Genomic DNA, 24,027 nt, shown 5'->3' on the forward strand with positions numbered 1-24,027 from the left:
GCCGGAGTGAGGATGACCGAGGAGCGAGGAAGCCAGGCCGTACCCCAGACGCGTACGGCCCGGCACCGTCGGATCGTGGACATCCTGAACCGGCAACCGGTGCGCTCCCAGAGCCAGTTGGCCAAACTGCTGGCCGACGACGGCCTCCAGGTCACCCAGGCCACCCTCTCCCGCGACCTGGACGAGCTGGGGGCGGTGAAGATCCGCAACACCGGGGGCGAGCTGATCTACGCGGTACCCGGCGAGGGCGGGGACCGCACCCCCCGGGCACCGCTGGGGGAGTCGGCCAGCGAGGCGAGGATGGCCCGGCTGGCAGGCGAACTGCTGATCTCCGCCGAGGCCTCGGCCAACCTGGTGGTGCTGCGCACCCCGCCCGGCGCCGCCCAGTTCCTCGCCTCGGCCATCGACCAGGCCGAGGTCCACGAGATCATCGGCACCATCGCGGGGGACGACACCCTGCTGCTGATCAGCCGGCACCCCACCGGGGGGCAGGCCCTGGCCGACCATCTGCTGCGGCTGGCCCAGAAGACCAGCTGATCCGCCTCCCTCCCGCGAACCGGCCGCTCACGCCAGGGAGTTGACCTCCGCCGGAGCGACGGCGGCCGGGTCCGGGCCCTGGGGAACGGTCATGGCCCGGACCAGTTCTCCGTACAGCGTGTCGGTGGCCAGCAGCTCCCGGTGGGTGCCCTGGGCGCGTATCCGGCCGTCCTCCATCAGCACGATGGTGTCCGCGTCCACCACCGTGGACAGCCGGTGGGCGATGGTGACCACCGCGTGCTCGGCCGCGTGGGCGCGGATGCCGTCCTGGATGGCCGCCTCGGTGAGCCCGTCCAGCTGGGCGGTGGCCTCGTCCAGCAGCAGGATGTCCGCCTCGCTCAGCAGGGCCCGGGCGATCGCCACCCGCTGACGTTCACCACCGGAGAGCGAGGTGGCCGACAGCGGGGTGTCCAGCCCCTGTTCCAGGCCGGCCACCCGGTCGGTCAACCGCACCTGGCGCAGCACCCGTTCGACCTCCTCCGGGGAGGCGTCCGGGCGGGCCAGCCGCAGGTTGTCCCCGAGGGTGCCGGCCACCAGGGGGGTGTCCTGCTCGACGTAGGCCAGCCGGGACCGGATCTGGGCGTGACCCAGGGTCTCGTACGGTGCGCCGTCCAGCAGCAGTTGGCCCCGCTGGGGGTGGAGGAAGCGCAGGACCAGGGAGAACAGGCTGGTCTTGCCCGCGCCCGAGGGGCCGACGATCGCCAGGTGGCCCTTGCGGGGGACGTGCAGGGACACCTCCCGTACGGCGGGCGGCAGTTGGGGCCCGTAGGAGGCGGTCACCCCGGTGAGGGTGAGGACCGGACCCTCGTCACGCGGGCCGGGGGTGCCCAGGCCGGCCGGCGGGTCGGTCTCCACGTCCAGCCACTGCAACTCCTGTACGCGTCCGGCCGCCGCCACCCCGGACTGGAGGGCGGTGACGTTCTGGCTCAGCTGGGCGATCGGCTCCATCAGGCCGAAGGCGTACAGCAGGAAGGCGATCAGGCTGGAGACGGCCAACTGCCCCTCGGCCACCCGCCAGGCGCCCAGCCCCAGGATCACGATGATCGCCACCTGCACCCCGGCCCACGCCAGGCTCCAGGCGTACGCCTGCTTGCGCACCGCCCGTACCGCCTGCTCGGTGGAGGCGGTGGCCTCCCCGCGCAGCCGCTCGACCTGCTGGTCCTCGGCCATGCTGACCTTGATGGTGCGGATGGCCCGCAGCGAGGTCTCCAGGGCGCCGCCGAGTCGTCCGATGTGCTCCTGCGCCCGTTCCTGGGCCTTGGCGATGGCCGGCATCAGCGACATGAACAGCACGGCCACCAGCAGCACCAGTACCACGGTGGTGCCCAGCAGCAGCGGGTCCAGCACCCCCATCAGCACCAGGGTGCCGACCAGCATCACCGCTCCGTTGATGATGCCCAGGACGCTGGAGGTGGCGGCCTCGCGCAGCAGCACGGTGTCGGAGGTCACGCGGGTGACCATCTCGCCGGTGGGCTTGGTGGCCAGTCCGGGCACCGTGGTGCGGAACAGCCTGCGCAGCAGGGACTCGCGGGCCTCCAGCACCACCCGCTCCCCGAGGGTGCCCAGCAGGATCCACTGGGTGGCGAGGGCGGCGAGCCCGAGCAGCATCAGCGCGATCAGGGTGACCACGGGGGCGGTCAGGCTGCCGGAGGCGTCCAGGGAGTCGATGACCCACTTGGTGACCATCGGGGTGGCCAGCCCGGTGCCCGACCCGATCAGTCCGAGCACCAGTCCGAGGGTCAGCTTGCCGGTGTGGGGGCGGGCGTAGGCCCACAGCACCCTCAACCGGGGCGCGGACTCCGGGAGTTGACGGCTGCCGTCGGGGTCGGGCGACTCGGACGGCCCGCCGGGTCTGAGGGGCTCGGAGGAGGGGGGCGCGGACTTTTGAGGATCGGCCATGTTCGACAGTGGAACACTGATGTTCCACAACGGTCAACCGATTCTCCATAAAGAGGCTCGGCGGTATCGTTCTCCTTTATGGAACAGCCCATTCAGGCCTCGGAGGAGAGCGGCAGCAGGGCCCGCACCCGGTACGCGATCCTCGACTCGGCGGTCACCGTGCTCGCCCGCAACCCCCGGGCGTCGCTCGCCGACGTCGCCGCCGAGGCCCGGGTGGGCCGTACCACCGTGCACCGCTACTTCCCCGAACGCGCCGACCTGGTCGCCGCCCTGACCCGGCACGTACTGGAGGGCATCGCGGCGGCCACCCGCCGGGCCCGACTGGACCAGGGCCCGGCCCTGGGGGCGCTGGAGCGGTTGTGCCAGGAGTACTTCGCCCTCGGGGAGAGCCTCAGCCTGCTGTTCAAGGACCCCCAGATGTGGGAGGGCGTCGAGGGGTGGGACGCCGGCTCCGAGGGCGAGGGGGAGCTGGTCCGACTCGTGGAGCGGGGGCACCGGGACGGCAGCATCGACTCCGAGCTGGACGCCCGGTGGGTCCAGCAGATCCTGTGGAGCCTGCTGTACGCGGCCTGGCAGTACGCCGAGGAGCAGGGCGGTCCCCGCTACCAGGTGCTCCGGCAGTGCCTGCGCACCCTCACCAAGGCCGTCGGCGCCTGAACCGGCTCAGGCCGGGGGCTGGTGCAGCCCGAACGTCGACCCCTGGTCGTCGCGGCACAGCCGAAACCGGCCGTACGCCGCCGCCACGTCCGGGTCCTCCTGGGTGGACAGGTCGTACTCGTGGAGCCGGCCGCCCAGTTGACGTACCCGCTCGATCGCGGCGTCCATGTCGTCCACCCGGAAGAACAGGTAGGTCCCGCCCTCGGCGTCCCCGCCGTGGATGCCGCCCTGGGTGCGGCCGGCCCGCAGCAGCGGACCGTTCCCGGTGGGGCCGGGTTCGGTGTCCCAGCCGAACAGTTCCTGGTAGAAGGCCCGCCCCTGTTCGGCGTCCTGGACCCCGATCTCGAAGAAGGAGATCTCTCCAGCCATCGTGACCTCCGCCGGCGTCAGAGGGTGACGGGGCGGCGAGGTCCGCCCCCTCGCCACGGTACCGGCGCCCCCCGGGGCTGTCCTGGCGGCGCCGGGAGCCCGGGGCGGAGGACTCGCGCCGTCGGGGCGCGCGGTCCACGCTGGAGGCATGGTCACGAGAGTGGGAGTACGGCGGGTGTACGAGGAGCCCGGCCCCTCGGACGGTGTGCGGGTGCTGGTGGACCGGCTCTGGCCGCGCGGGATGTCCCACGAGCGCGCGGACTGGGACGGCTGGGTCAAGGGGGTGGCCCCCTCGGCCGAGCTGCGCCGCTGGTACGGGCACGACCCGGAGCGGTACCGGGAGTTCGTCCGCAGGTACGAGGCGGAACTGGACGACGAGGGGCACCGGCGGGCGCTGGAGGAGCTGAGGCGGCTCGCCGACGACGGGCCGGTGACCCTGCTGACCGCGACCCGGGACCTGGAGCACGCGCACACCAAGGTGCTGGCCCGGCTGCTGCGGGAGGGCTGGGAGAGCTGAGCCCCGGGGGTGGCGGCGGCCCGTGAGGGGTCCCGAGGGTGCCGCCCCGTCCACGCGACCGCGCGGCCCGCTTCGGGTGGGTGGCTCGCCCCGTGGCTGGCTGGGGCGGCTTCGCGCGGTCACGTCGGGGCGTTCCCCGGCGAGGGCGTCCGTGCGGGACCGCCTCCGGGGTTCCCGTCGATGCGCGGGTCCGCTCGGGGTGGCTGGCCGGTGTCCAGGGTGGGTTCGGTGGATGCCCCGTTCGGTCCGTCGGGGGTGGCTGGCTGGTGGATGCGCGGCTGTGAACAGGCACGTTGACGAATCATGCGGTGGACTGCATACTTATTCCAGTCAGTGCATGGATCGTAAGGAGCACCCCGTGACCGAGCGCGTCGTACTCGCCTATTCGGGCGGCCTGGACACCTCCGTCTGCATCGGTTGGATCGCCGAGGCGACCGGGGCCGAGGTCGTCGCCGTCGCCGTGGACGTGGGCCAGGGCGGAGAGGACCTCGACGTCATCCGCAAGCGCGCGCTGGCCTGCGGCGCGGTGGAAGCCGAGGTCGCGGACGCCAAGGACGAGTTCGCGCAGGAGTACTGCCTCCCCGCGATCCAGGCCAACGCCCTCTACATGGACCGGTACCCGCTGGTCTCCGCGCTGTCCCGGCCGGCCATCGTCAAGCACCTGGTGGCCGCCGCCCGGAAGCACGGCGCCTCCACGGTCGCCCACGGCTGCACCGGCAAGGGCAACGACCAGGTGCGGTTCGAGGCCGGCATCTCCTCGCTCGCCCCCGACCTGAAGTGCATCGCCCCGGTCCGGGACTACGCCATGACCCGGGACAAGGCCATCGCCTTCTGCGAGGAGAAGGGCCTGCCGATCGCCACCACCAAGAAGTCGCCGTACTCCATCGACGCCAACGTCTTCGGGCGGGCCGTGGAGACCGGCTTCCTGGAGGACATCTGGAACGGTCCCATCGAGGACCTCTACGAGTACACCGAGAACCCGGCCACCCCCCGGGAGGCCGACGAGGTGGTCATCACCTTCGAGGCCGGCACCCCGGTGGCCCTCGACGGCCAGCCGGTCACCCCCCTCCAGGCCATCCAGCAGCTCAACCAGCGGGCCGGCGCCCAGGGCGTCGGGCGGATCGACATGGTCGAGGACCGGCTGGTGGGCATCAAGTCCCGGGAGGTCTACGAGTCCCCCGGCGGCATCGCCCTGATCACCGCCCACCAGGAGCTGGAGAGCGTGACCGTGGAGCGGGAACTCGCCCGCTACAAGCGGCAGGTGGAGCAGCGGTGGGGCGAACTGGTCTACGACGGCCTGTGGTTCTCCCCGCTCAAGCGGGCCCTGGACGGCTTCATCCAGGAGGCCAACCAGACCGTCAGCGGCGACATCCGCATGACCCTGCACGGCGGCCGGGCCACCGTGACCGGCCGGCGGTCCGAGCAGTCGCTGTACGACTTCAACCTGGCCACCTACGACACCGGCGACACCTTCGACCAGTCGCTGTCCAAGGGCTTCATCGAGCTGTTCGGGATGTCGAGCAAGATCGCGGCCAAGCGCGACCTGGCACAGTAGTCGCCAGCCGACCCCGTCGTCCGCGTCCGCCTCCCCACCCGCGCCGGTGGGGAGGCGGACGCGACTTCTGCACACCCTCGCGCAGCCCTAAGGAGCACTCATGACCCAGCCTCCCCCCTCGTCCGGTGAGAGCGACCAGGACGTACGCCTGTGGGGTGGCCGTTTCGCCAGCGGGCCGGCCGAGGCGCTGGCCCAACTGTCCGCCTCGGTCCACTTCGACTGGCGGCTGGCCCCCTACGACATCGCCGGTTCCCGGGCGCACGCCCGGGTGCTGCACCGGGCGGGTCTGCTGAGCGAGGACGAACTGGCCCGGATGATCGAGGGGTTGGACCGGCTGGAGGCCGACGTGGCCGACGGTTCGTTCACCGGCACCGTCGCCGACGAGGACGTCCACACCGCCCTGGAGCGGGGGCTGTTGGAGCGGCTGGGCCCGGAGCTGGGCGGCAAGCTGCGCGCCGGCCGTTCCCGTAACGACCAGGTGGCCACCCTGTTCCGCATGTACCTCAGGGACCACGCCCGGATCCTGGGCGGGCTGCTGGCCGAACTCCAGGAGGCCCTGGTCGGGTTGGCCGAGGCCCACCCGGACGTGGCGATGCCCGGGCGCACCCATCTCCAGCACGCCCAGCCGGTGTTGTTCGCGCACCATGTGCTGGCCCACGTGCACGCGCTGGCCCGGGACGGGGAGCGGCTGCGGCAGTGGGACGAGCGGACCGCCGTCTCCCCGTACGGCTCGGGGGCCCTGGCCGGTTCCTCGCTGGGGTTGGACCCCGAGGCGGTGGCGCGGGAACTGGGCTTCGAGGGCGGGTCCAGCGGCAACTCCCTGGACGGTACGGCGGCCCGGGACTTCGTGGCCGAGTTCGCGTTCGTCACCGCGATGATCGGGGTGGACCTGTCCCGGATCGCGGAGGAGATCATCCTGTGGAACACCAAGGAGTTCTCCTTCGTGACCCTGGACGACGCCTTCTCCACCGGCTCGTCGATCATGCCGCAGAAGAAGAACCCGGACATCGCGGAGCTGGCGCGGGGCAAGTCCGGCCGGCTGATCGGCAACCTCACCGGCCTGCTGGCCACCCTCAAGGCGCTGCCGCTGGCGTACAACCGTGACCTCCAGGAGGACAAGGAGCCGGTCTTCGACTCCTGTGACCAACTGGAGGTGCTGCTACCGGCGTTCACCGGCATGGTGGCCACCCTCACCGTGCACCGGGAGCGGATGGAGGAGCTGGCGCCGGCCGGGTTCTCCCTGGCCACCGATGTCGCCGAGTGGCTGGTCAAGCAGGGGGTGCCGTTCCGGGTCGCCCACGAGGTGGCCGGCGAGTGCGTCAAGGTCTGCGAGGCCGAGGGCATCGAGCTGGACCAGTTGACCGACGAGCAGTTCGCCCGGATCTCCGAGCACCTGACCCCCGGCGTACGGCAGGTGCTCAACGTCCCCGGTGCACTGGCCTCCCGGGACGGCCGAGGGGGCACCGCCCCCAGCGCGGTCGCGGTCCAACTGGTCGAGGTGCGCGAGGAGTTGGAGCGGCAGCGGCGGTGGGCCACGGCACGGAGGCGGTGACGCCCGTGGCCCGAGGGGCCCGACCGGTGTGACCGTCCGCCCCCGGACGCCCATCCCCGGCGCCGTACGGGGATGGGCGCGGACGGCGTGGGTACGGTGGGTGACGGACCGCCTCGTTCCGGGGCGCCGACTCCCGAACCTGCCGCCCGACCCCCTGGAGTTGCCATGTCCCTTCCCCCTCCCGGCACGGCCCGTGGCGTCCACCGGATGGGGCTGGGCCTGGCCGCCGTCGGCCGGCCCGGCTACCTCAACCTCGGCCGGGTCGGCGACCTGCCCGTGGACCGCACCGTGGAGGCCATGCGGCGCCGTACCCACGCGCTGTTGGACCTCGCCTACGCCCGGGGGGTGCGCTACGTGGACACCGCCCGCTCCTACGGCCGGGCGGAGGAGTTCCTCGCCGAGTGGCTGGCCGAGCACCCCGAGGCCGGCGACCTGCGGGTGGGCAGCAAGTGGGGGTACACCTACACCGCCGGCTGGCGGGTGGACGCCGAGGTGCACGAGATCAAGGACCACAGCCTGGCCGCCTTCGAACACCAACACCGCGAGAGCGGTGAGCTGTTGGGCGAGCGGCTGGACCTCTACCAGATCCACTCGGTCACCCCCGAGAGCCCCGCGCTGAGCGACTCCGCCCTGCTGGAACGGCTGGGGCGGCTGTCCGAGGAGGGGGTGACCGTGGGGCTGAGCACCAGTGGTCCGCGTCAGGCCGAGGTGATCCGCCGGGCGCTGCGGATCACCCCCGGCGGCCGGTCGCTGTTCCGGGCGGTGCAGTGCACCTACAACGTGCTGGAGCCCTCGGCCGGGGAGGCGTTGGAGGAGGCGCGGGCGGCCGGGTGGACGGTGATCGTCAAGGAGGCGCTGGCCAACGGCCGGCTGGCCGGCGCCCAGGCCCCGGAAGCGCTGCGCCGTACCGCCCGGGAGTGCGGGGTGGACGCGGACGTGGTGGCCCTGGCGGCCGTACTGCGCAGGCCCTGGGTGGAGGTGGTGCTCTCCGGCGCGGCCACCACCCGTCAGCTGGAGTCCAACCTCGCGGCGGTGGACCAGGCGCTCACCGAGGAGCAGGTGGCGCGGCTGGGCGAACTGGCGGAGGAGCCGGGGGAGTACTGGCGCGAGCGCGGCCAGCTGGCCTGGAGTTGAACGCCCGGTCGCGGTCGGGGAGTTGCCCCGGTCTCCCGGAACTCGCGGAACTCCCGGCCCGGCTGGCCCTCCCGAGAAGGGCGGCTCGGTGAGGCGCCGGGTGGGGACATCCACGCGGCCGGTCACCCGGCCCCGGTGAGGCCGCCCCCGGAGTGTGAGGCGATGGCATCCCATATGAGACATATACGTTTCATCGGGGGTACGGTTGTCTCATGGCGAGGGACGAGGACCAGCTACTGACCACCATCGCGGAACACCTGGCCCGACGGCCGACGGCCTCCATGGACCAGGTCGCCCGGTCGGCCGGCATCAGCCGCGCCACCCTGCACCGCCAGTTCGCCAACCGGGACGTCCTGGTGCGCCGGCTGGAGCAGCTCGCCCTGCGACGGCTGGGCTCGGTGCTGGAGACGGCACGGATCGATGAGGGGCCCGCCGACCAGGCCGTACGACGTGTGGTGGACCAGGTCCAGCCGCACGCCAGCCTGCTGGCCTTCCTGTTCACCGAGAACCAGCTGTTCGAGCCGGAGGCGGTGCACCAGGGGTGGCAGGCCCTCGACGACCGGTTCGTGGAACTGTTCCGACGCGGCCAGCACGAGGGCGTCTTCCGGGTCGACCTCACCGCCGTCTGGCTCACCGAGGCCCTGTACGCCCTGGTCACCGGCTGCGCCTGGGCCGTACTGGAGGGCCGGGTGGCCGGCCGCGACGCCCAGTGGATGGTCACCACGCTGCTGTTGGACGGGGCACGGAGGGAACCGGCCCGGGAGGTACGGCGATGACCGCCCCCACCCTCGACGGCCCGGACCCGCTGACCGCCCGGGGACGCTGGCTCGCCCTGGCGGTACTGGCCCTGGCCGTACTGCTGGTCGGAGTGGACGCCACCGTGCTGGGGCTGGCCACCCCCTTCCTCAGCGAGGACCTGAGGCCCTCCAGCACCCAGCTGCTGTGGATCGGCGACGTCTACTCCTTCGTGATCGCCGGCCTCCTGGTGTCCATGGGCGCCCTCGGCGACCGCATCGGCCGCAAACGGCTGCTGCTGTGGGGGTCCGCCGCCTTCGGCGCGATCTCCCTGCTGACCGCCTACGCCCACAGCTCCGAGGCCATGATCCTCTGGCGGGCCCTGCTGGGGGTGGCCGGCGCCACCCTGATGCCCTCCACCCTCGCCCTGATCCGCAACATCTTCTCCGACCCCCGCGAACGCACCCTGGCCGTGGGCGTCTGGGGCGCGGCGGCCTCCGCCGGCGCGGCGGTCGGCCCGGTGGTGGGCGGCTTCCTGCTGGAGCACTTCTGGTGGGGCAGCGTCTTCCTGATCAACCTTCCGGTGATGCTGGTGCTGGTGGTGGTCGGGGCCAGGCTGCTCCCCGAGTCCCGCAACCCGCGCCCCGGCCCCTGGGACCCACCGAGCGTGCTGCTGTCCATGGTCGGCATGGTCGGTGTGGTCTACGCCCTCAAGGAGACCGCCGCCTACGGCCCCGAACCGGGGGCGCTGGCCGCCGGGGCGGCCGGGGGGGCCGTACTGGTGCTGTTCGCCCGGCGCCAACTGCGCCTGGCCTCACCGCTGTTGGACGTACGCCTCTTCCAGCACCGGGGCTTCCTGGGGGCGGTGATCTCCGACCTGATGACCATCCTCGGGTTGGCCGGGCTGGTGTTCTTCCTGTCCCAGTTCCTCCAGATGGTGCAGATGCGCGGCCCGCTGGAGGCCGGCCTGGCCGAACTGCCGGCCGCCCTGGGAGCGGTGCTCGCCGGGCTCTGCGCCGGGGCGGTCGCCCGCCGGCTGTCGGTACGCGGCGCGGTGAGCGGGGGGCTGCTGGCGGTGGGGGTGGGCTTCGCCCTGTGCACCACCCTCGGACAGAGCACCGACTACTGGGTGCTCGGCTCGGTGCTGTCCCTGGTGGGGCTGGGTGTCGGACTGTCGTTCACGGTGACCGCCGACGTGATCCTCTCCACGGTCCCGCCCCAGGAGGCCGGGGCCGCCTCGGCCGTGTCGGAGACGGCGTACGAACTGGGCTCGGCCCTGGGGATCGCCGTACTGGGCTCGGTGGTCGCCGGGTTCTACCGGGGCTTCCCCGTTCCGGCCGGCGTCTCCGAGGAGCGGGCGAGCGCGGCCCACGACTCCCTGGGCGGAGCCACCGAGGTCGCCGACCAGCTGCCCCCTTCAGTGGGGGAGGCCCTGCGGGCCGAGGCCCAGTCGGCGTTCACCGAGGGGTTGCGGTTCGCCGCCGGAGTGGCGGCGGTGCTGTTGCTGGCCGCCTCCGCCCTGGCCTGGCGGCTGCTGCGGGGGCAGCGCGCGGACGTGCCCGCCAGCGGCTGAGTCGTACCGGGGCCAGGGTGTGTCGGTTGGATCACCGCGAGCTCGCGTGGGGTGTCACCGGGCGTGCCGCGCCTCGCCGTGTTGTTCGCCGTGGCGGTCGGGGTCGCCGATGCGCCGCGTCGACTCCTCCGCCGCCTTGCTCCGTCCCGTAGCGCACGACACCAGAACGCGCTCCCTGATCTCCCCAGATCCAAACGACACACCCTGGCGGGCTCCGCGACCGGGAGCGGTGTCAACGGCCGCCCCCGGGGCGGAAGTCGGGTCAGGCGGCGCGGGCCTTGGTGGCGTAGATGTCCACGTACTCCTGACCGGACAGCTGCATGACCTCGCTCATCACCTCGTCGGTGACGGCCCGGAGCACGTAGCGGTCCCGGTCCATGCCCTCGTAGCGGCTGAAGTCCAGGGGCTCGCCGAAGCGGACCACGATTCGTCGGTCCCGCCCCACCTTGGGGATACCGGCGCCACCGGGCTGCACCCGGTCGGTGCCGATCATGGCGAAGGGCACCACCGGGGCGCCGGTCATCAGCGCCAGCCGGGCGATGCCGGTACGGCCACGGTAGAGCCGCCCGTCCGGGGAGCGGGTGCCCTCGGGGTAGATGCCGAACACCTTCCCCTGCTCCAGGATCCGGCGGCCGGTCATCAGGGCGGCGACCCCGCCCCGGCCACCGTCACGGTCGACCGGGATCATGCCGACGCCGGTGAAGAACCAGGCCATCAGCCGGCCCTTGACGCCCTTGCCGTTGACGTAGGAGTCCTTGCCGATGAAGAACACCTGCCGGTCGCAGCACAGGGGCAGGAACACCGAGTCGATGAAGGTGAGATGGTTGCCCGCCAGGATCACCGGTCCGCTGCCGGGGATCCGGTCGGCGCCCTCCACCCTGGGGCGGTACAGAACGCGCAGGATGGGGCCCAGAACGATCTTCAGTAGTCGGAAACGGGACACGGAGCCCTCCGGTCGACAGTAGAGGCGCGCAAAAGGGCGCAGGTGAGGACGATACTCGTGGGCGCGGGGCGAGCGCACACCGGACCGGTCGGCTGGTACGGCTGTTCACTCATGTGGCGCGTCCTGCTCTACGGGTTCTGAGTGGACCCGGTGGATCCACGGCGCTGTCCGGGCCCGGGGCCCGCACGTTCCTCGGGGACCGCCTCTTCCGCCGCCCAGTGTCCCCGGCCCTCGTGGCGGCGGAGTTTCCATCACGTTCCAGCGTATGTCTGCCGCGCGAAAGCTGCTCCGCCCTAGGATCGGGCGGTCCTCAACTCGGCGCCGTCAGGCGCCGATGGGGGTTTTCCGGCACACAGACGTGAGGAGAGTCCATGGAGCAGGAGCAGCGGCCCGGGAGAAGAGCACTGCTGGGGGCGGCCGTGGTGGGCGCCGGGGCGGTGGCCCTGGGGCCGGCCGCGACGGCACGCGCCGAGGGTGCCGGCCGTGGGGGAGGAGCGGGCCGACTGCCGAACCCGCTGATCGTCGCTCACCGGGGTGCCAGCGGGTACCGCCCGGAGCACACCTTCGGTTCCTACCAACTCGCCCTGGACATGGGGGCGGACGTCATCGAGCAGGACCTGGTCCCCACCAAGGACGGGCACCTGGTCTGCCGTCACGAGAACGACATCACCCAGACCACCGACGTCGCCGACCACGCCGAGTTCGCCGACCGCAAGGCGACCAAGACGGTGGACGGTGTCGAGCTGAACGGCTGGTTCACCGAGGACTTCACCCTGGCCGAACTGCGCACCCTGCGGGCCAAGGAGCGCATCCCCAAGGAGCGTCAGCGCAACACCCTCTACGACGGCCGCTGGGAGGTGCCCCTCTTCGCCGACGTCCTGCGCTGGGCCGACAAGGAAGGGCGCCGCCGGGGCCGCCCGGTGTGGCTGCACATCGAGACCAAGCACCCCACCTACTTCCGCGAGCTGGGGCTGGAACTGGAGAAGCCGCTGGCGAAGCTGCTGCGCAAGCACGGCCGGCACCGCAAGGACGCCCCCAACTTCCTCCAGTCCTTCGAGCCCAGCAGCATCCAGCGGCTGAAGAAGCTGGTGGACGCCCCGGGCGTGGTGCTGCTGGACGCCCTGGACTCCCAGCCCTGGGACTTCGTGGAGGCCGGGGACCCCCGTACGGTCAAGGACCTGGTCACCCCCAAGGGGCTGAAGTGGATCGCCGGCTTCGCCCAGGGCATCGGCCCGGTCGTCGACCTGGTGATCCCCAAGAAGGAGGACGGCAGCCTGGGCGAGCCGACCACCCTGGTCCGGGACGCGCACCGGGAGGGGCTGGTGCTCCACCCGTACACCATGCGCAACGAGAACACCTTCCTGCCGACCGAGTTCCGTCGGGGCGACGACCCCAACGCCTACGGGGACGCCTTCGGCGCCTTCCGGGCGTACTTCAAGACCGGTATCGACGGGATCTTCACCGACAACTGCGACACCGGCCTGCTGGCCGCGGAGGAGTTCCGCAGCTGAGCTGACAGCCGTGCCGAGGGTGGCCGCCGGAGGGAACCGGTGGCCACCCTCGGTGGTGTCCGGGACGGTCCGGGTCGAGGGCGCCAAACCTGCGAATACGCCGGTCAGTTGGGAATCTCACAGCGAAGTCCTTGGTGATGACGTTCCGATCGCCTGGGAAGTTCGCGGAGAATGCGGGCGACGGAGGTTGGGCGCTGTCCACCGTGGGCACAGCTGCCTCAGCGACCACCGTCACAGGGCAGCGAGTCCGGGCGTCCACACCCTCAACCGCGGAACGGCCGGACCCAAGGGACAGGGAGACAACGCCCATGGGCATGAGCGTGGCCATCTCTACGGCGACCGAGGAAGACGTCGAGCAGATCCTGAAGTTGCAGTACCTCTGCTACCAGTCCGAGGCGAAGCTCTACAGCGACTACACCCTGGAGCCCCTCACCCAGACCCTGACGGAGCTGCGCGCCGAACTGGAGGCCCACTGCGTGCTGGTGGCCCGACTGGGCGGCGAGGTCGTCGGCTCGGTGCGCGGCACCGTGGACGAACAGGGCGTGGCCCGTATCGACCGGCTCATCGTGCACCCCCGGATGCAGGGGCACGGGCTGGGCGGCCGACTGCTGGCCGGCATCGAGGCCCGGCTCGCCGCCGAGCGCGCCGCCACCCGGTACCGCCTGCTGAGCGGCCACCGCAGCGAGACCTCGCTGAGCCTGTACCGCAAGTGCGGTTACGCGGCGGTGGGCACCGAGCGGGTCACCCAGGCGATGAGCCTGATCACCCTGGAGAAGGAGGCCGTACCCGAGCGGTACGCCACCAGCGCCTGAGCGCCCGGCCCGACCGGGTCCCCGGCGCGAGGTCCGAACTCCCCACGCCCGGTGGGCGGTTCAGCCCTCGCGCCGGGAACGCGACAGCCACAGCAGCCCCACCACGGGCAGGACCACCGGCAGGAAGAGGTAGCCCATGCCGTAGTCCGACCACACCGTGGCGTCCGGGAAGGCCGAGGGTTCCACCAGGGTCCAGGTGCCGACCGTCAGCACCCCCAGCAACTCGCCCGAGCAGCACACCAGCGCCGCCTTGCGGGCCCCCTCGCCGCCACGGACCAGGGCCACGGTGATGAAGGCGTACACCAGGGCGGCCAGCGCCGACAGCAGGTAGGCGAGCGGCGCCTCGTGGAACCGGGTGCTCAGCTGCACCGCGGACCGGGAGGCGGCGCCCACGGTGAAGATGCCGTACAGGGTGACCAGCAGCCGCCCCGGGCCGCGACCGATCCCGCCCTCCGGGGGAGTGCCCCGCTCCTCAGCCACCGGTCCCGCCTCCCCAGATGTCGTACAGCCGCACCTGGAGCACCGCCAGCACCACGGCGCCCGCCGTGACGGTCAGCGATCCCCAGCGGGTGCGTTCGGTCAGTGAGACCAGCCCCACCACCGGTACGCAGCACACCACCCCGACCAGGTACGACACGAAGATCAGTGAGCCGTCGGCCGGCTGGTCCCCGGCGGCCAACCGCACCACGCCCCAGACCAGTTGGACCAGCGCGAGCAGGGAGACCACGCCCATGCCGATGAAGTGCCAGTCCTTGGTGGGCTGGTCCCGGTAGGCGGCGTGTCCGCACCAGGCGGCCAGCGCCAGCGCGGCCACCGCCAGCGCGACGGTCAGCGGGGTGAGCATGGACGGCAGTCTATGAGCCGGTCCACCGGCTGGACGCGCTGCCCCACCCCAACCCGTAGGCCCTTCCCTGTGTCCAGCAGATGAGCGGACCGTCTCGGCATTCGGAGAATCGAACCCCCGTCTGTTTTACTGGGGCCCATGAACGGCATCAGCGCACTCACCACCTCACACCCGGCGGTCCACACGCCCGGTGCGCGCTGTCGTTGCCGTATGTGTGCCTGCTGAGGGCCCCTGAACAGCCCGGAACGGGCTTCCTCCTCGCGCCCCGAAGCGAGTCGGCGCGACGCCGCCACCCCTGAGTGAGCGGCCTCCGCCTCCCCCTCAGCACCACCGAACCCCCTCCGGTTCCCGGTCCGTTGGGACCGACCCGCCCCGCGCCCCGCGCGGGGACCTCCTCGCGCGCCCCGGCGCGCTCCCCAACCGGCCCACGCCCTCGACGCGGGGGCGACGACCCGCGCCCACGGCGCACGACCATGACGGACAAAGTGTGATTACGACCACTGACCTGACCAAGGTCTACCGAACCAAGGGCCGCGAGGTCACCGCACTGGAAGCGGTGAACCTCCAGGTGCGCGAGGGCGAGGTCCACGGCGTCGTCGGACGCAGCGGCGCCGGCAAGTCCTCCCTGCTGCGCTGCGTCAACCTGCTGGAACGGCCCAGCTCCGGCACCGTCACGGTGGACGGCCAGGACCTCACCGCACTCGCCGGGCCCGGCCCCCGGGCCACCGCCGCGCTGCGGCGGGCCCGTACCCGCATCGGCATGGTGCACCAGCACTTCAACCTGCTCTCCTCCCGCACCGTCACCGGAAACGTCGAGCTGCCGCTGGAGATCCTCCACCTGACCCGACGCGAACGAGCCGCCAAGGCACGGGAGTTGCTGGACCTGGTGGGGCTGGCCGACCTCGGGGACCGGCACCCGGCGCAGCTGTCCGGGGGCCAGAAGCAGCGGGTGGGCATCGCCCGTGCCCTGGCCGGCGACCCCAGGGTGCTGCTGTCGGACGAGGCCACCTCGGCCCTGGACCCGGACACCACCCGCTCGGTGCTGCGGCTGCTGCGGCGGCTGAGCGAACGGCTGGGCCTGACCGTGCTGTTGATCACCCACGAGATGGAGGTGGTGAAGTCCGTCTGCGACTCCGCCTCCCTGATGGAAGGAGGACGGCTGGTGGAGTCCGGCCCCCTGACCGAACTGCTCGCCCGGCCCGGCTCCCGGCTGGCCCGCGAACTGTTCCCCCTGGACGCGCCCACCGGGGAGGCCGGCCGCACCGTGGTGGACGTCACCTTCCACGGCGAGGCCGGTACCGCACCGGTGCTGTCCCAACTGGCCCGCACCTACCAGCTGGACGTCTCCCTGCTGGGCGCCGCCGTGGACACCGTCGACGGACGGCAGGTGGGCCGGATGCGCGTCGAACTGCCCGGAAGCTACGAGGACAACGTCGTCCCCCTCGGCCACCTCCGCGAACGCGGGCTGACCGTGGAGCCGGTCGCCCCCGAACCGGAGACCACCTCCCACCCCGACACCGGGGGACCGGAAGTGGTCACCACGCCCACCGCCGGCACCTCGCTGGACAAGGAGGGGCGATGACCTGGTCCGAGATGGAGCCCCTGCTGACCCAGGCGTGTGTGGACACCCTCTACATGGTCGGCTGGTCCACCCTGGTCGCCGTACTCGGCGGGCTGCCGCTGGGAGTGCTGCTGGTCCTCACCGACCGGGGCGGACTGCTGGGCAACCGCCCGGTCAACAAGGTGCTCGGGGTGGTCGTCAACATCGGCCGGTCGCTCCCGTTCATCATCCTGATGGTGGCCCTGATCCCCTTCACCCGCTGGGTGGTGGGCACCTCCATCGGTCCGACCGCCGCCATCGTTCCCCTGGCCATCGGGGCCGTCCCCTTCTTCGCCCGCCTAGTGGAGACCGCGCTGCGCGAGGTGGACCCCGGCCTGGTGGAGGCCGTACAGGCGATGGGCGGAGGGGTGCCCACGCTGGTGTTCAAGGCCCTGCTGCCCCAGGCGCTGCCGTCCCTGGTGGCCGGCCTCACCACCACCGTCATCACCCTGACCGGCTACTCCGCCATGGCCGGCGCGGTGGGCGGGGGCGGCCTCGGCACGGTGGCCATCACCTACGGCTACCAGCGCTTCGAGACCCCTTTCATGCTGCTCACCGTCCTCGTGCTGATCGTGCTGGTCACCGTGGTCCAACTGCTGGGTGACGGCGCCGTACGCCTCACCCTCCGCCGACAGCACGGCAAGTGATCCCCGCCCTCCCCGTTCGCGGGGGCCGGCCCGAACTCCTCGTCGGGCCCCTTCACCCACACCGGAAGGAAGACCGGAACATGGCACTCCTCGTGCGCTCCGCCAAGAAGTTCACCCTGCTCACCGCCGCCGCTGTCCTCACCGCCGGCCTGACCGCCTGCGGCACCGACTCCGACCCCCAGAAGGCCGGTTCGGGCGACCAGGACGAACCCCTGGTGGTGGCCGCCAGCCCCACCCCGCACGCCAAAATCCTGGAGTTCGTGCGGAAGAACCTGGCCGACGACGCCGGGCTCAAGCTCAAGATCCAGGAGTTCACCGACTACGTACAGCCCAACACCGCCACCGAGGACGGCAGGGTCGGCGCCAACTTCTTCCAGCACAAGCCCTACCTGGACGACTTCAACAAGAAGAAGGGCACCCACATCGTGCCGGTGGTCAACGTCGAACTGGAGCCCCTGGGCCTGTACTCGAACAAGGTCGAGTCCACCAAGGACCTCACCTCCGGGAAGACCATCGCCCTACCCAACGACACCACCAACGAGGGCCGGGCCCTGCTGTTGCTGGAACGCGCGGGCCTGATCAGGCTCAAGCCCGGTACCGGGGCCTCCGGTTCGCTCTCCGACGTCCAGGACCGCAAGGGGCTGAAGTTCAAGGAACTGGAGGCCGCCGCCCTACCGCGTTCCCTGGACGACGTCGACGCCTCGGTGATCAACGGCAACTACGCCCTGGAGGCCAAGCTGAACCCGTCCAAGGACGCCCTGGCCGTGGAGAAGGCCGAGAAGAACCCGTACGCCAACTTCCTGGCGGTCAAGCGTGGCCAGGAGAAGGACCCCCGGGTGGTGAAGCTGGCCAGGCTGCTGAACTCCCCGGAGGTGAGGAAGTACATCAACGACACCTTCAAGGGCGGCATCGTGCCGGTCTTCGGCAAGGTGAGCTGACCGGCGTACTCGGAAGTACGGGGAAGTACCCGGAAGTACGGCGAAACAGCCCGACCCGGCCCGGGGGAAATCCACCCGGGCCGGGGCCCGGCGGTGCCCCCACCACGGCACATGCTGCATCCTGGGGTGGACCCAACTGGCATGGAGCGGCGATGACTTGCACCTTCCCGGACATCTCGATCAGTACGGACCGGCTTGTGCTGCGCCCGCTTGAGGAAGAGGACCTGGCCTCGTTCACCGAGATGATGAACGACGAGCAGGTCGCCGTGTGGACCGCCATCCCCACCCCGTACGACGAGGACCACGCCCGGGAGTGGATCACCAAGATCGCCCCCGCCGAACGGGCCGAGGGGCGCGGAGTGGTGTTCGCCGTCACCGAGTTCCTCACCGGCCGGCTGGTGGGCAGCGTCCACCTCAAGCACACCGACTGGCACCTGCGCAGCACCGAGGCCGACTACGTGGTGGCCCCCTGGGCCAGGGGCGAGGGGTACGCCTCGGAGTCGGTGCTGGCCGTCGCCCAGTGGCTGTTCCAGAGCCAGGGGTTCGAGCGGCTGGAGTTCCGTACCGCCGCCGACAACTTCGCCGCCCAGCAGGTGGCCCAGCGCATCGGCGGCATCAGCGAGGGCGTGCTGAGGAACGCCTGGATCGCCAGGATGCGTACCGAGCAAGGGCGTTGGACCGAGATGCGCACCGACCTCATCGTGTGGAGCCTGCTGCCCGAGGACCTGGAGGGGGTGCCCGAGCGCATGACCGAGGCGGGCGGCCACGCCCCCTACGCCGACTGGAACTGACCGCTCCCGGCCGACTACCGGGCCGGTGCGGGGAGTAGTCTCGAAGCGCCCCCACCGAGACAAGCCTCTGGAGTCCCCCGCGATGGCCGACCGCGTCACCGTGATCGGATGGGACGGCTCGCCACTGACCCAGGCCGCCCGCGCCGCACTGAGCGCCGCCACCCTGGTCGCCGGCGCCGCCCACCACCTCGCGTTGCCCGAGGTGCCCGAGCGGGCCGAACGCATCCGCCTGGGCAGTGTGGCCCTGGCCGCCCGGAGGATCGCCGCCCACCGGGGCACGGCCGTGGTGCTGGGCGACGGCGACCCGGGCTTCTTCGGCGTCGTACGGGCCCTGCGCGACCCGGAGTTCGGCCTGGAGGTCGAGGTGGTGCCCGCCGTGTCCTCGGTGGCCTCCGCCTTCGCCCGGGCCGGTATGCCCTGGGACGACGCCCAGGTGGTGGTGGCCCACGAGCGGGACCTGCGCCGGGCGGTGAACGTCTGCCGCGCCCACTCCAAGGTCGCGGTGCTCACCTCGCCGGGGGCCGGACCGGTCGAGTTGGCCCTGCTGCTGGACGAGGTGCACCGGACCTTCGTGATCTGCGAGGAGTTGGGCACCGAACGGGAACAGGTCTCCGTCCTCACCTCGGACAAGGTCGTCGACCACGTCTGGCGGGACCCCAACGTGGTGATCGTGGTCGGCGGCGCCACCGGCGAGGGCCCCCAGGGCGGGGGCTGGCTGGGCGGACGGGAGGCCGGCCCCTCGGACGCCACCCGGGGCTGGGCGCTGCCCCTGTCCACCTACCGGGGGTCGCTGGAGCCGCCGCGCGCCGAGCTGTCCGGGCAGTTCCGGGCCGCCCAACTGGCCCGGCTCGGGCCCCGGGTGGGCGACCTGCTGTGGGACATCGGCTGTGGCCAGGGGGCGTTCGCGGTGGAGGCCGCCCGGTTCGGGGCGGCGGTGATCGCGGTGGACCAGCGGGCGAACAACTGTGCCCGCACCGAGGAGAGCGCCCGACGGTTCGGGGTGCTGCTCCAGACGGTCACCGGCGAGGCGCCGCAGGTCCTGGAGCGCCTGTCGGAGCCGGACGTGGTGCGGGTGGGGGGCGGAGGCGTCCCGGCGGTCGCGGCGGTGGCGGCTCGCAGGCCCGAACGGATCGTCACCCACGCGGTGACCCGCGACCAGGCGGAGCGGATCGGGCAGACCCTGGTGGACGCGGGGTACGCGGTGGAGTGCGAGCTGCTCCAGTCGGTGGCTCTGGACACCTCGCGGCCGGCCGGGGCGTGGACCGAACGGGAGCGTGCGGTGGCCTTCCTGGTGAGTGGGGAACGTACGCGGACCCGTGCCGATCTTGTGTGATCTGGCGCGTGAGGAAACGCGACGAACTCTGACGTATCACCCCGCTGTGGTCGGGGTGTTCTCCGTGGCCCGGTAGGCTGCGGCATCGTTGCGCACCCCCGCGCGGGTGGGGTTTTGTCCCCCGGTGTCCTGTTGTGGTGGTGCGCAACGTGCCGCTGGGCGGCCACGCTCGTTCTTCCTTTGCGGAGAGTGCGGCGGTCGCCGCGGCGAGGAGAGACACCAGCGATGGGCGAGGGGCACACATGACTGACACCGGCCAGGTCCCGGCCGAGGGGCAGCCGGAGTACGTGGGCGCGGAGCCACTGGAGGGCCAGCGGATGCCGGCCCCGGACACGTACACCTTCATGGACTCCAGCGAGGACGAGGAACTGCTGATGCCCGGCAACCAGGGCGCCTGGCAGGAGCCCGTCGAGTCGGGCCAGGCGCCGCGACCCAACGGCCCCCGCCACGGGGCGGGCACTCCACCGAACGGAACCCCCGCGCCACCGCGCCGTCCCCTGCACATGGGCCCCCCGGTGCCCGAACAGTCCGGCACCGTACGGTCGTTGGCCGATCGGGGGCCGGCCGAACCCCAGCCGGCGGGAGTACCGACCGCCACCGTCCCCACGGCCAGCGACCTGCTGGAGGCCGAGCCCGGCCCGCTGGACCCGACCGGGGTGGGCCACCAGCGGCCCCAGCCGGTCACCGGGGGCGAGACGGTGCCCGAGTACCTGGACCAGCCGGCCGAACTGGCCGGACCCCAGCTGGGGATGCTGCCGGGCGCCGGACAGCAGTGGGGTGCCGCACCGGAGCACCCGGTGGCCTCACCCCAGCCCGGTTCCCCCTGGCCGGTGGCCGATGGTTCCGTGCCCGAGCCGCCGGCCGCGCCCGCAGAACCGGTTCCCCAACCGCCGTACGGGGCAGGGGAGTTCGCCTCCCAGCCCCCGGCCCACGCGAACGGACAGCCCTGGGCGGCCGCCCAGCCGGAGGCCCAGCCCGCTCCGATGACCGTCGACGCCGTCACCCCGGCGCAGGGCGCACCGACCCCCGACCTCACCGTGCCGGGGGCCCCCGGGCACGCCCCGGTGGACCAGGTGCCGGCCCCCGAGCCCCAGCAGGCCACCCCGGCCCAGGGCACGGCCCACACGGCGCCGGCCCAGCAGGGCCCCCAGGTCGGACCGGTCGGCCCGGAGGGGGAACACGCCTACGCCGAGGCGCTGGTCGCCCCACAGGTGGAGCAGCCCCTGCCGGCCGGACCTCCGCAGCAGGTCGCGCCGGCCCCGGCCGACCCCTCTCTCCCGCACCCTTCCCCGGACCCCCAGGCGCAGGCGCCGGTGCGGCCCGAGCCTCAGCCCCTGCCCGTACCCGGCCCGGAGCGGCGACCCGCGCAGGAGGGGCAGGAGCCCCAGGGAGTACAGGGAGTACAGCCCACCCCGGTCGAGGGGGAGACGGCGGCCGTCCCGGTACCCGGACCACGACAGGGCGAGGTCGTGGCCGAGGAGCCGACCGCGCCCCAGGCCGACGAGGGGGGCGCCACCACCGGGGACACCCCGGTCGCACCCGAGGTCGCTGAGGGCCAGACCACCGAGCCCCAGGCCGCTGAGGTCGCCGAACCCCAGACCGCTCAGGCCGTTGACCCCCAGGTCACGGAACCCCAGGTCACCGGACCGCAGCCCTCCGGGCCGAAGCACGCGGGGCCCGCCGAGCCGGCGCCCCCCGTGGAGGCGGAGGCCGTGGCGGTGGCCGAGGAGGCCCCGCAGGTCGCGCCGACTCCCGAGGAGCAGCCGACCCCAGAGGCGCCCCAGGTCCCGGCAGCCGCCGTTGAGGCAGCCCAGGTTGAGGGAGCCCCGGCCGAGGAGCCCCCGGCGAGCCCTGAGGGCGCACAGCCCCCGGTCGAGGAGACCACCGAGGGCAGCGTCGTGCTGCCCGCCGGAGAGAACACCGGGGAGAACCCCGAGCAACCTGCCGAGCGGCACCAGGTCGCCGAGGTCGCTGGGAGTCCCGAGGCCGCACCGACCGCACCTACCGAACCGGTGGCCACCGAAGCGGGCGGGAACGACCAGCCGGAGACCCCGGAGGCCGCGCGGCCCGCCCCCGAGGGGCAGGCCGAGGTGACCGAGGAGACCCCGCAGGTCGAACCGGCCCCGGTCGAGCCAGGGATGGCCCCCGCCGAGGAAACCGCCGCGCAGGCGGAGGCGCCCACCGAGGTCGAGGAGGGCGTCCGGGTCGCCGAGGGCGCTCCGGCCGCCGGGTACGCGGATGCCGAACGGGAGGCCGTACACCGGCTGATGAGGGAGCGCCGGGACATCCGCAACGGCTTCCGGCCCGACCCGATCCCGCACGAGGTACTGCTCCGGGTCCTGGAAGCGGCGCACACCGCGCCCAGCGTCGGGCACTCCCAGCCCTGGGACTTCGTGGTCATCCGTTCCGAGGAGACCCGGCGCACCATGCACGAGATGGCGCAGCGTCAACGGGACGCCTACGCCGCCTCGTTGCCCAAGGGACGGGCCAAGCAGTTCAAGGAACTCAAGATCGAGGCCATCCGGGAGACCCCGGTCAACATCGTGGTGACCGCCGACCCCACCCGGGGTGGCGCCCACACCCTCGGCCGTCACGCCCAGCCCCAGACGGCCCCCTACTCCTCCGCCCTCGCGGTGGAGAACCTCTGGCTGGCCGCCCGCGCCGAGGGCCTCGGAGTCGGCTGGGTCAGCTTCTTCGACGAGCGGGAGATGGTGCGGGCCCTGGAACTGCCCGAGCACCTGGAGGTCGTGGCCTACCTGTGCGTCGGGTACGTGGACGAGTTCCCGCCCGAACCCGAGCTGTCGCAGGCCGGCTGGTCCAAGCGTCGGCCGTTGTCCTGGGTGGTCCACGAGGAGTCGTACGGGCGCCGGGTGCTCCCCGGCAGCGAACCGCACGACCTGCTGACCGAGACCCTCCAGCGCATCCGGCCGCTCGACGCCAAGGCGCTGGGCGAGGCGTGGGAACGGCAGAAGCGGATGACCAAACCGGCCGGGGCACTGGGCATGTTGGAGATCCTCTCCGCCCAGCTGTGCGGGCTGTCCCGCAAGTGCCCGCCCCCGGTGCCCGAACCGGCCACGGTCGCGGTCTTCGCCGGCGACCACGGGGTGCACGCCCAGGGAGTGACCTCCTGGCCGCAGGAGGTCACCGCCCAGATGGTCGCCAACTTCCTCCAGGGCGGAGCGGTCTGCAACGCCTTCGCCCACCAGGTGGGTGCCGAGGTCTGTGTGGTGGACGTCGGGGTGGCCACCGAACTGCCGGCCGCCGAGGGGCTGTTGCCCCGCAAGGTGCGTGCCGGTACCGGGGACATCACCGCCGGCCCGGCGATGACCCGGGAGGAGGCGTCCCGGGCCCTGGAGGTCGGTATCGAGACCGCCCGCGACCTGGTGGCCGCCGGTAACCGGGCGCTGCTCACCGGGGAGATGGGCATCGCCAACACCACCGCCTCGGCCGCCCTGATCGCCGTCTACACCGGGGCCGACCCGGCGGAGGTCACCGGTCGCGGCACCGGGGTCAACGACGAGACCCACGCCCGCAAGGTCGAGGTGGTACGGCGCGCCCTGGAACTCCACCAGCCCGACGTGGCCGACCCCCTCGGGGTGCTGGCCGCCGTCGGGGGACTGGAGCACGCCGCCCTGGTCGGAATGATCCTGGGCGCCGCCTCCCTGCGTACCCCGGTGATCCTGGACGGGGTCACCGCCGGTGCCGCCGCCCTGGTCGCACGGGCCATCGCCCCCGAGGCGATGGCCGCCTGCGTGGCCGGACACCGCAGCGCCGAGCCCGGCCACGTGGCTGCGCTCACCAAGCTGGGCCTGCGTCCGCTGGTCGACCTGGACCTGAGGCTGGGCGAGGGCACCGGCGCCCTGCTGGCCCTGCCCGTGGTGCAGAGCGCGGCCCGCGCGATGCACCAGGTCGCCACCTTCGACTCGGCGGGCGTCACCGAGAAGAGCTGACCCGCGTCTGGTGGCCCGGGCGGATCCGCCCGGGCCACCAGTCCGTGGGGCGTCGGTCGGCGGCTCGGTAGGGTGGCGGCCGGCCCCCTGGGCCCCGCACCCCGGGTCACCGCCGGCCCCACGGTGACCT

21 protein-coding genes are annotated in these 24,027 nt (G+C 72.5%); 16 read left to right on the forward strand and 5 right to left on the reverse strand.

Annotation, left to right across the window (positions count from 1 at the left end):
• The first annotated feature begins 12 nt into the window (after positions 1–12).
• The gene (locus ABZT14_RS17675; protein WP_356303234.1) at positions 13–537 is read left to right on the forward strand and encodes an arginine repressor; all 525 of its coding nucleotides are present in this window, start codon (positions 13–15) and stop codon (positions 535–537) included.
• A 27-nt stretch (positions 538–564) separates the two neighbouring features.
• Here ABZT14_RS17675 and ABZT14_RS17680 read toward each other — a convergent pair whose 3' ends face one another.
• Positions 565–2,436 (reverse strand): ABC transporter ATP-binding protein, encoded by a 1,872-nt coding sequence (locus ABZT14_RS17680; RefSeq protein ID WP_356303236.1) that lies wholly within the window; start codon positions 2,434–2,436, stop codon positions 565–567.
• Positions 2,437–2,514: 78 nt separating this feature from the next.
• Between ABZT14_RS17680 and ABZT14_RS17685 the strand changes: the two genes are divergently transcribed.
• Complete coding sequence (locus tag ABZT14_RS17685) at positions 2,515–3,093, forward strand: helix-turn-helix domain-containing protein (RefSeq protein WP_356303239.1); 579 nt, start codon at positions 2,515–2,517, stop codon at positions 3,091–3,093.
• 6 nt (positions 3,094–3,099) lie between these two features.
• Here ABZT14_RS17685 and ABZT14_RS17690 read toward each other — a convergent pair whose 3' ends face one another.
• Positions 3,100–3,462, reverse strand: a complete 363-nt coding sequence (locus ABZT14_RS17690; RefSeq protein ID WP_356303241.1) for a VOC family protein — start codon at positions 3,460–3,462, stop codon at positions 3,100–3,102.
• A 148-nt stretch (positions 3,463–3,610) separates the two neighbouring features.
• Here ABZT14_RS17690 and ABZT14_RS17695 point away from each other — a divergent pair, with 148 nt between their 5' ends.
• The 6 genes from ABZT14_RS17695 (at position 3,611) to ABZT14_RS17720 (ending at position 10,528) form a co-directional block, all read left to right on the forward strand.
• Complete coding sequence (locus ABZT14_RS17695; RefSeq protein ID WP_356303244.1) at positions 3,611–3,979, forward strand: DUF488 family protein; 369 nt, start codon at positions 3,611–3,613, stop codon at positions 3,977–3,979.
• A 358-nt stretch (positions 3,980–4,337) separates the two neighbouring features.
• Positions 4,338–5,534, forward strand: a complete 1,197-nt coding sequence (locus ABZT14_RS17700) for an argininosuccinate synthase (RefSeq protein WP_356303247.1) — start codon at positions 4,338–4,340, stop codon at positions 5,532–5,534.
• A gap of 100 nt (positions 5,535–5,634) precedes the next feature.
• Positions 5,635–7,086, forward strand: coding sequence for an argininosuccinate lyase (gene argH / locus ABZT14_RS17705; protein ID WP_356303250.1), 1,452 nt, complete (start codon positions 5,635–5,637; stop codon positions 7,084–7,086).
• Positions 7,087–7,251: 165 nt separating this feature from the next.
• Positions 7,252–8,220, forward strand: a complete 969-nt coding sequence (locus ABZT14_RS17710; RefSeq protein WP_356303253.1) for an aldo/keto reductase — start codon at positions 7,252–7,254, stop codon at positions 8,218–8,220.
• 212 nt (positions 8,221–8,432) lie between these two features.
• Positions 8,433–8,996, forward strand: coding sequence for a TetR/AcrR family transcriptional regulator (locus ABZT14_RS17715; protein ID WP_356303256.1), 564 nt, complete (start codon positions 8,433–8,435; stop codon positions 8,994–8,996).
• Positions 8,993–10,528 (forward strand): MFS transporter, encoded by a 1,536-nt coding sequence (locus ABZT14_RS17720; RefSeq protein WP_356303258.1) that lies wholly within the window; start codon positions 8,993–8,995, stop codon positions 10,526–10,528. Before ABZT14_RS17715 ends, ABZT14_RS17720 begins: the two co-directional genes overlap by 4 nt.
• A 262-nt stretch (positions 10,529–10,790) precedes the next feature.
• On the opposite strand, the gene ABZT14_RS17725 is transcribed toward ABZT14_RS17720, so the two are convergent.
• Complete coding sequence (locus ABZT14_RS17725) at positions 10,791–11,471, reverse strand: lysophospholipid acyltransferase family protein (RefSeq protein WP_356303261.1); 681 nt, start codon at positions 11,469–11,471, stop codon at positions 10,791–10,793.
• 371 nt (positions 11,472–11,842) lie between these two features.
• On the opposite strand from ABZT14_RS17725, the gene ABZT14_RS17730 reads away from it, so the two are divergent.
• A complete protein-coding gene (locus tag ABZT14_RS17730; protein ID WP_356303264.1) occupies positions 11,843–12,982 on the forward strand; it encodes a glycerophosphodiester phosphodiesterase in 1,140 nt (379 codons plus the stop codon).
• Between the two features lie 308 nt (positions 12,983–13,290).
• Positions 13,291–13,794, forward strand: coding sequence for a GNAT family N-acetyltransferase (locus ABZT14_RS17735; protein WP_356303267.1), 504 nt, complete (start codon positions 13,291–13,293; stop codon positions 13,792–13,794).
• 60 nt (positions 13,795–13,854) lie between these two features.
• Here ABZT14_RS17735 and ABZT14_RS17740 read toward each other — a convergent pair whose 3' ends face one another.
• Positions 13,855–14,274, reverse strand: coding sequence for a hypothetical protein (locus tag ABZT14_RS17740; RefSeq protein WP_356303269.1), 420 nt, complete (start codon positions 14,272–14,274; stop codon positions 13,855–13,857).
• A complete protein-coding gene (locus tag ABZT14_RS17745; RefSeq protein WP_356303272.1) occupies positions 14,267–14,638 on the reverse strand; it encodes a hypothetical protein in 372 nt (123 codons plus the stop codon). The genes ABZT14_RS17740 and ABZT14_RS17745 overlap by 8 nt, the downstream gene beginning before the upstream one ends.
• 487 nt (positions 14,639–15,125) lie before the next feature.
• Here ABZT14_RS17745 and ABZT14_RS17750 point away from each other — a divergent pair, with 487 nt between their 5' ends.
• From ABZT14_RS17750 to cobT, 6 genes are all read left to right on the forward strand, one after another.
• Complete coding sequence (locus tag ABZT14_RS17750) at positions 15,126–16,220, forward strand: ATP-binding cassette domain-containing protein (protein WP_356303275.1); 1,095 nt, start codon at positions 15,126–15,128, stop codon at positions 16,218–16,220.
• Positions 16,217–16,885 (forward strand): methionine ABC transporter permease, encoded by a 669-nt coding sequence (locus tag ABZT14_RS17755; protein WP_356303278.1) that lies wholly within the window; start codon positions 16,217–16,219, stop codon positions 16,883–16,885. The genes ABZT14_RS17750 and ABZT14_RS17755 overlap by 4 nt, the downstream gene beginning before the upstream one ends.
• Positions 16,886–16,965: 80 nt before the next feature.
• Positions 16,966–17,823, forward strand: coding sequence for a MetQ/NlpA family ABC transporter substrate-binding protein (locus ABZT14_RS17760; RefSeq protein ID WP_356303281.1), 858 nt, complete (start codon positions 16,966–16,968; stop codon positions 17,821–17,823).
• Positions 17,824–17,975: 152 nt separating this feature from the next.
• Positions 17,976–18,614: a GNAT family N-acetyltransferase gene (locus tag ABZT14_RS17765; RefSeq protein ID WP_356303284.1), complete on the forward strand. Its 639-nt coding sequence runs from the start codon at positions 17,976–17,978 to the stop codon at positions 18,612–18,614.
• Positions 18,615–18,696: 82 nt separating this feature from the next.
• Positions 18,697–19,947 carry a precorrin-6y C5,15-methyltransferase (decarboxylating) subunit CbiE gene (gene cbiE / locus ABZT14_RS17770; RefSeq protein ID WP_356303287.1) on the forward strand — a complete coding sequence of 417 codons (1,251 nt, stop codon included), beginning with the start codon at positions 18,697–18,699 and terminating at the stop codon, positions 19,945–19,947.
• Between the two features lie 242 nt (positions 19,948–20,189).
• Complete coding sequence (gene cobT / locus ABZT14_RS17775; protein ID WP_356303290.1) at positions 20,190–23,897, forward strand: nicotinate-nucleotide--dimethylbenzimidazole phosphoribosyltransferase; 3,708 nt, start codon at positions 20,190–20,192, stop codon at positions 23,895–23,897.
• Positions 23,898–24,027 lie beyond the last annotated feature (130 nt).

Origin of the sequence: Streptomyces sp. NPDC005438 (assembly GCF_040606315.1) — a bacterium.
Classification (GTDB): Bacteria; Actinomycetota; Actinomycetes; order Streptomycetales; family Streptomycetaceae; genus Streptomyces.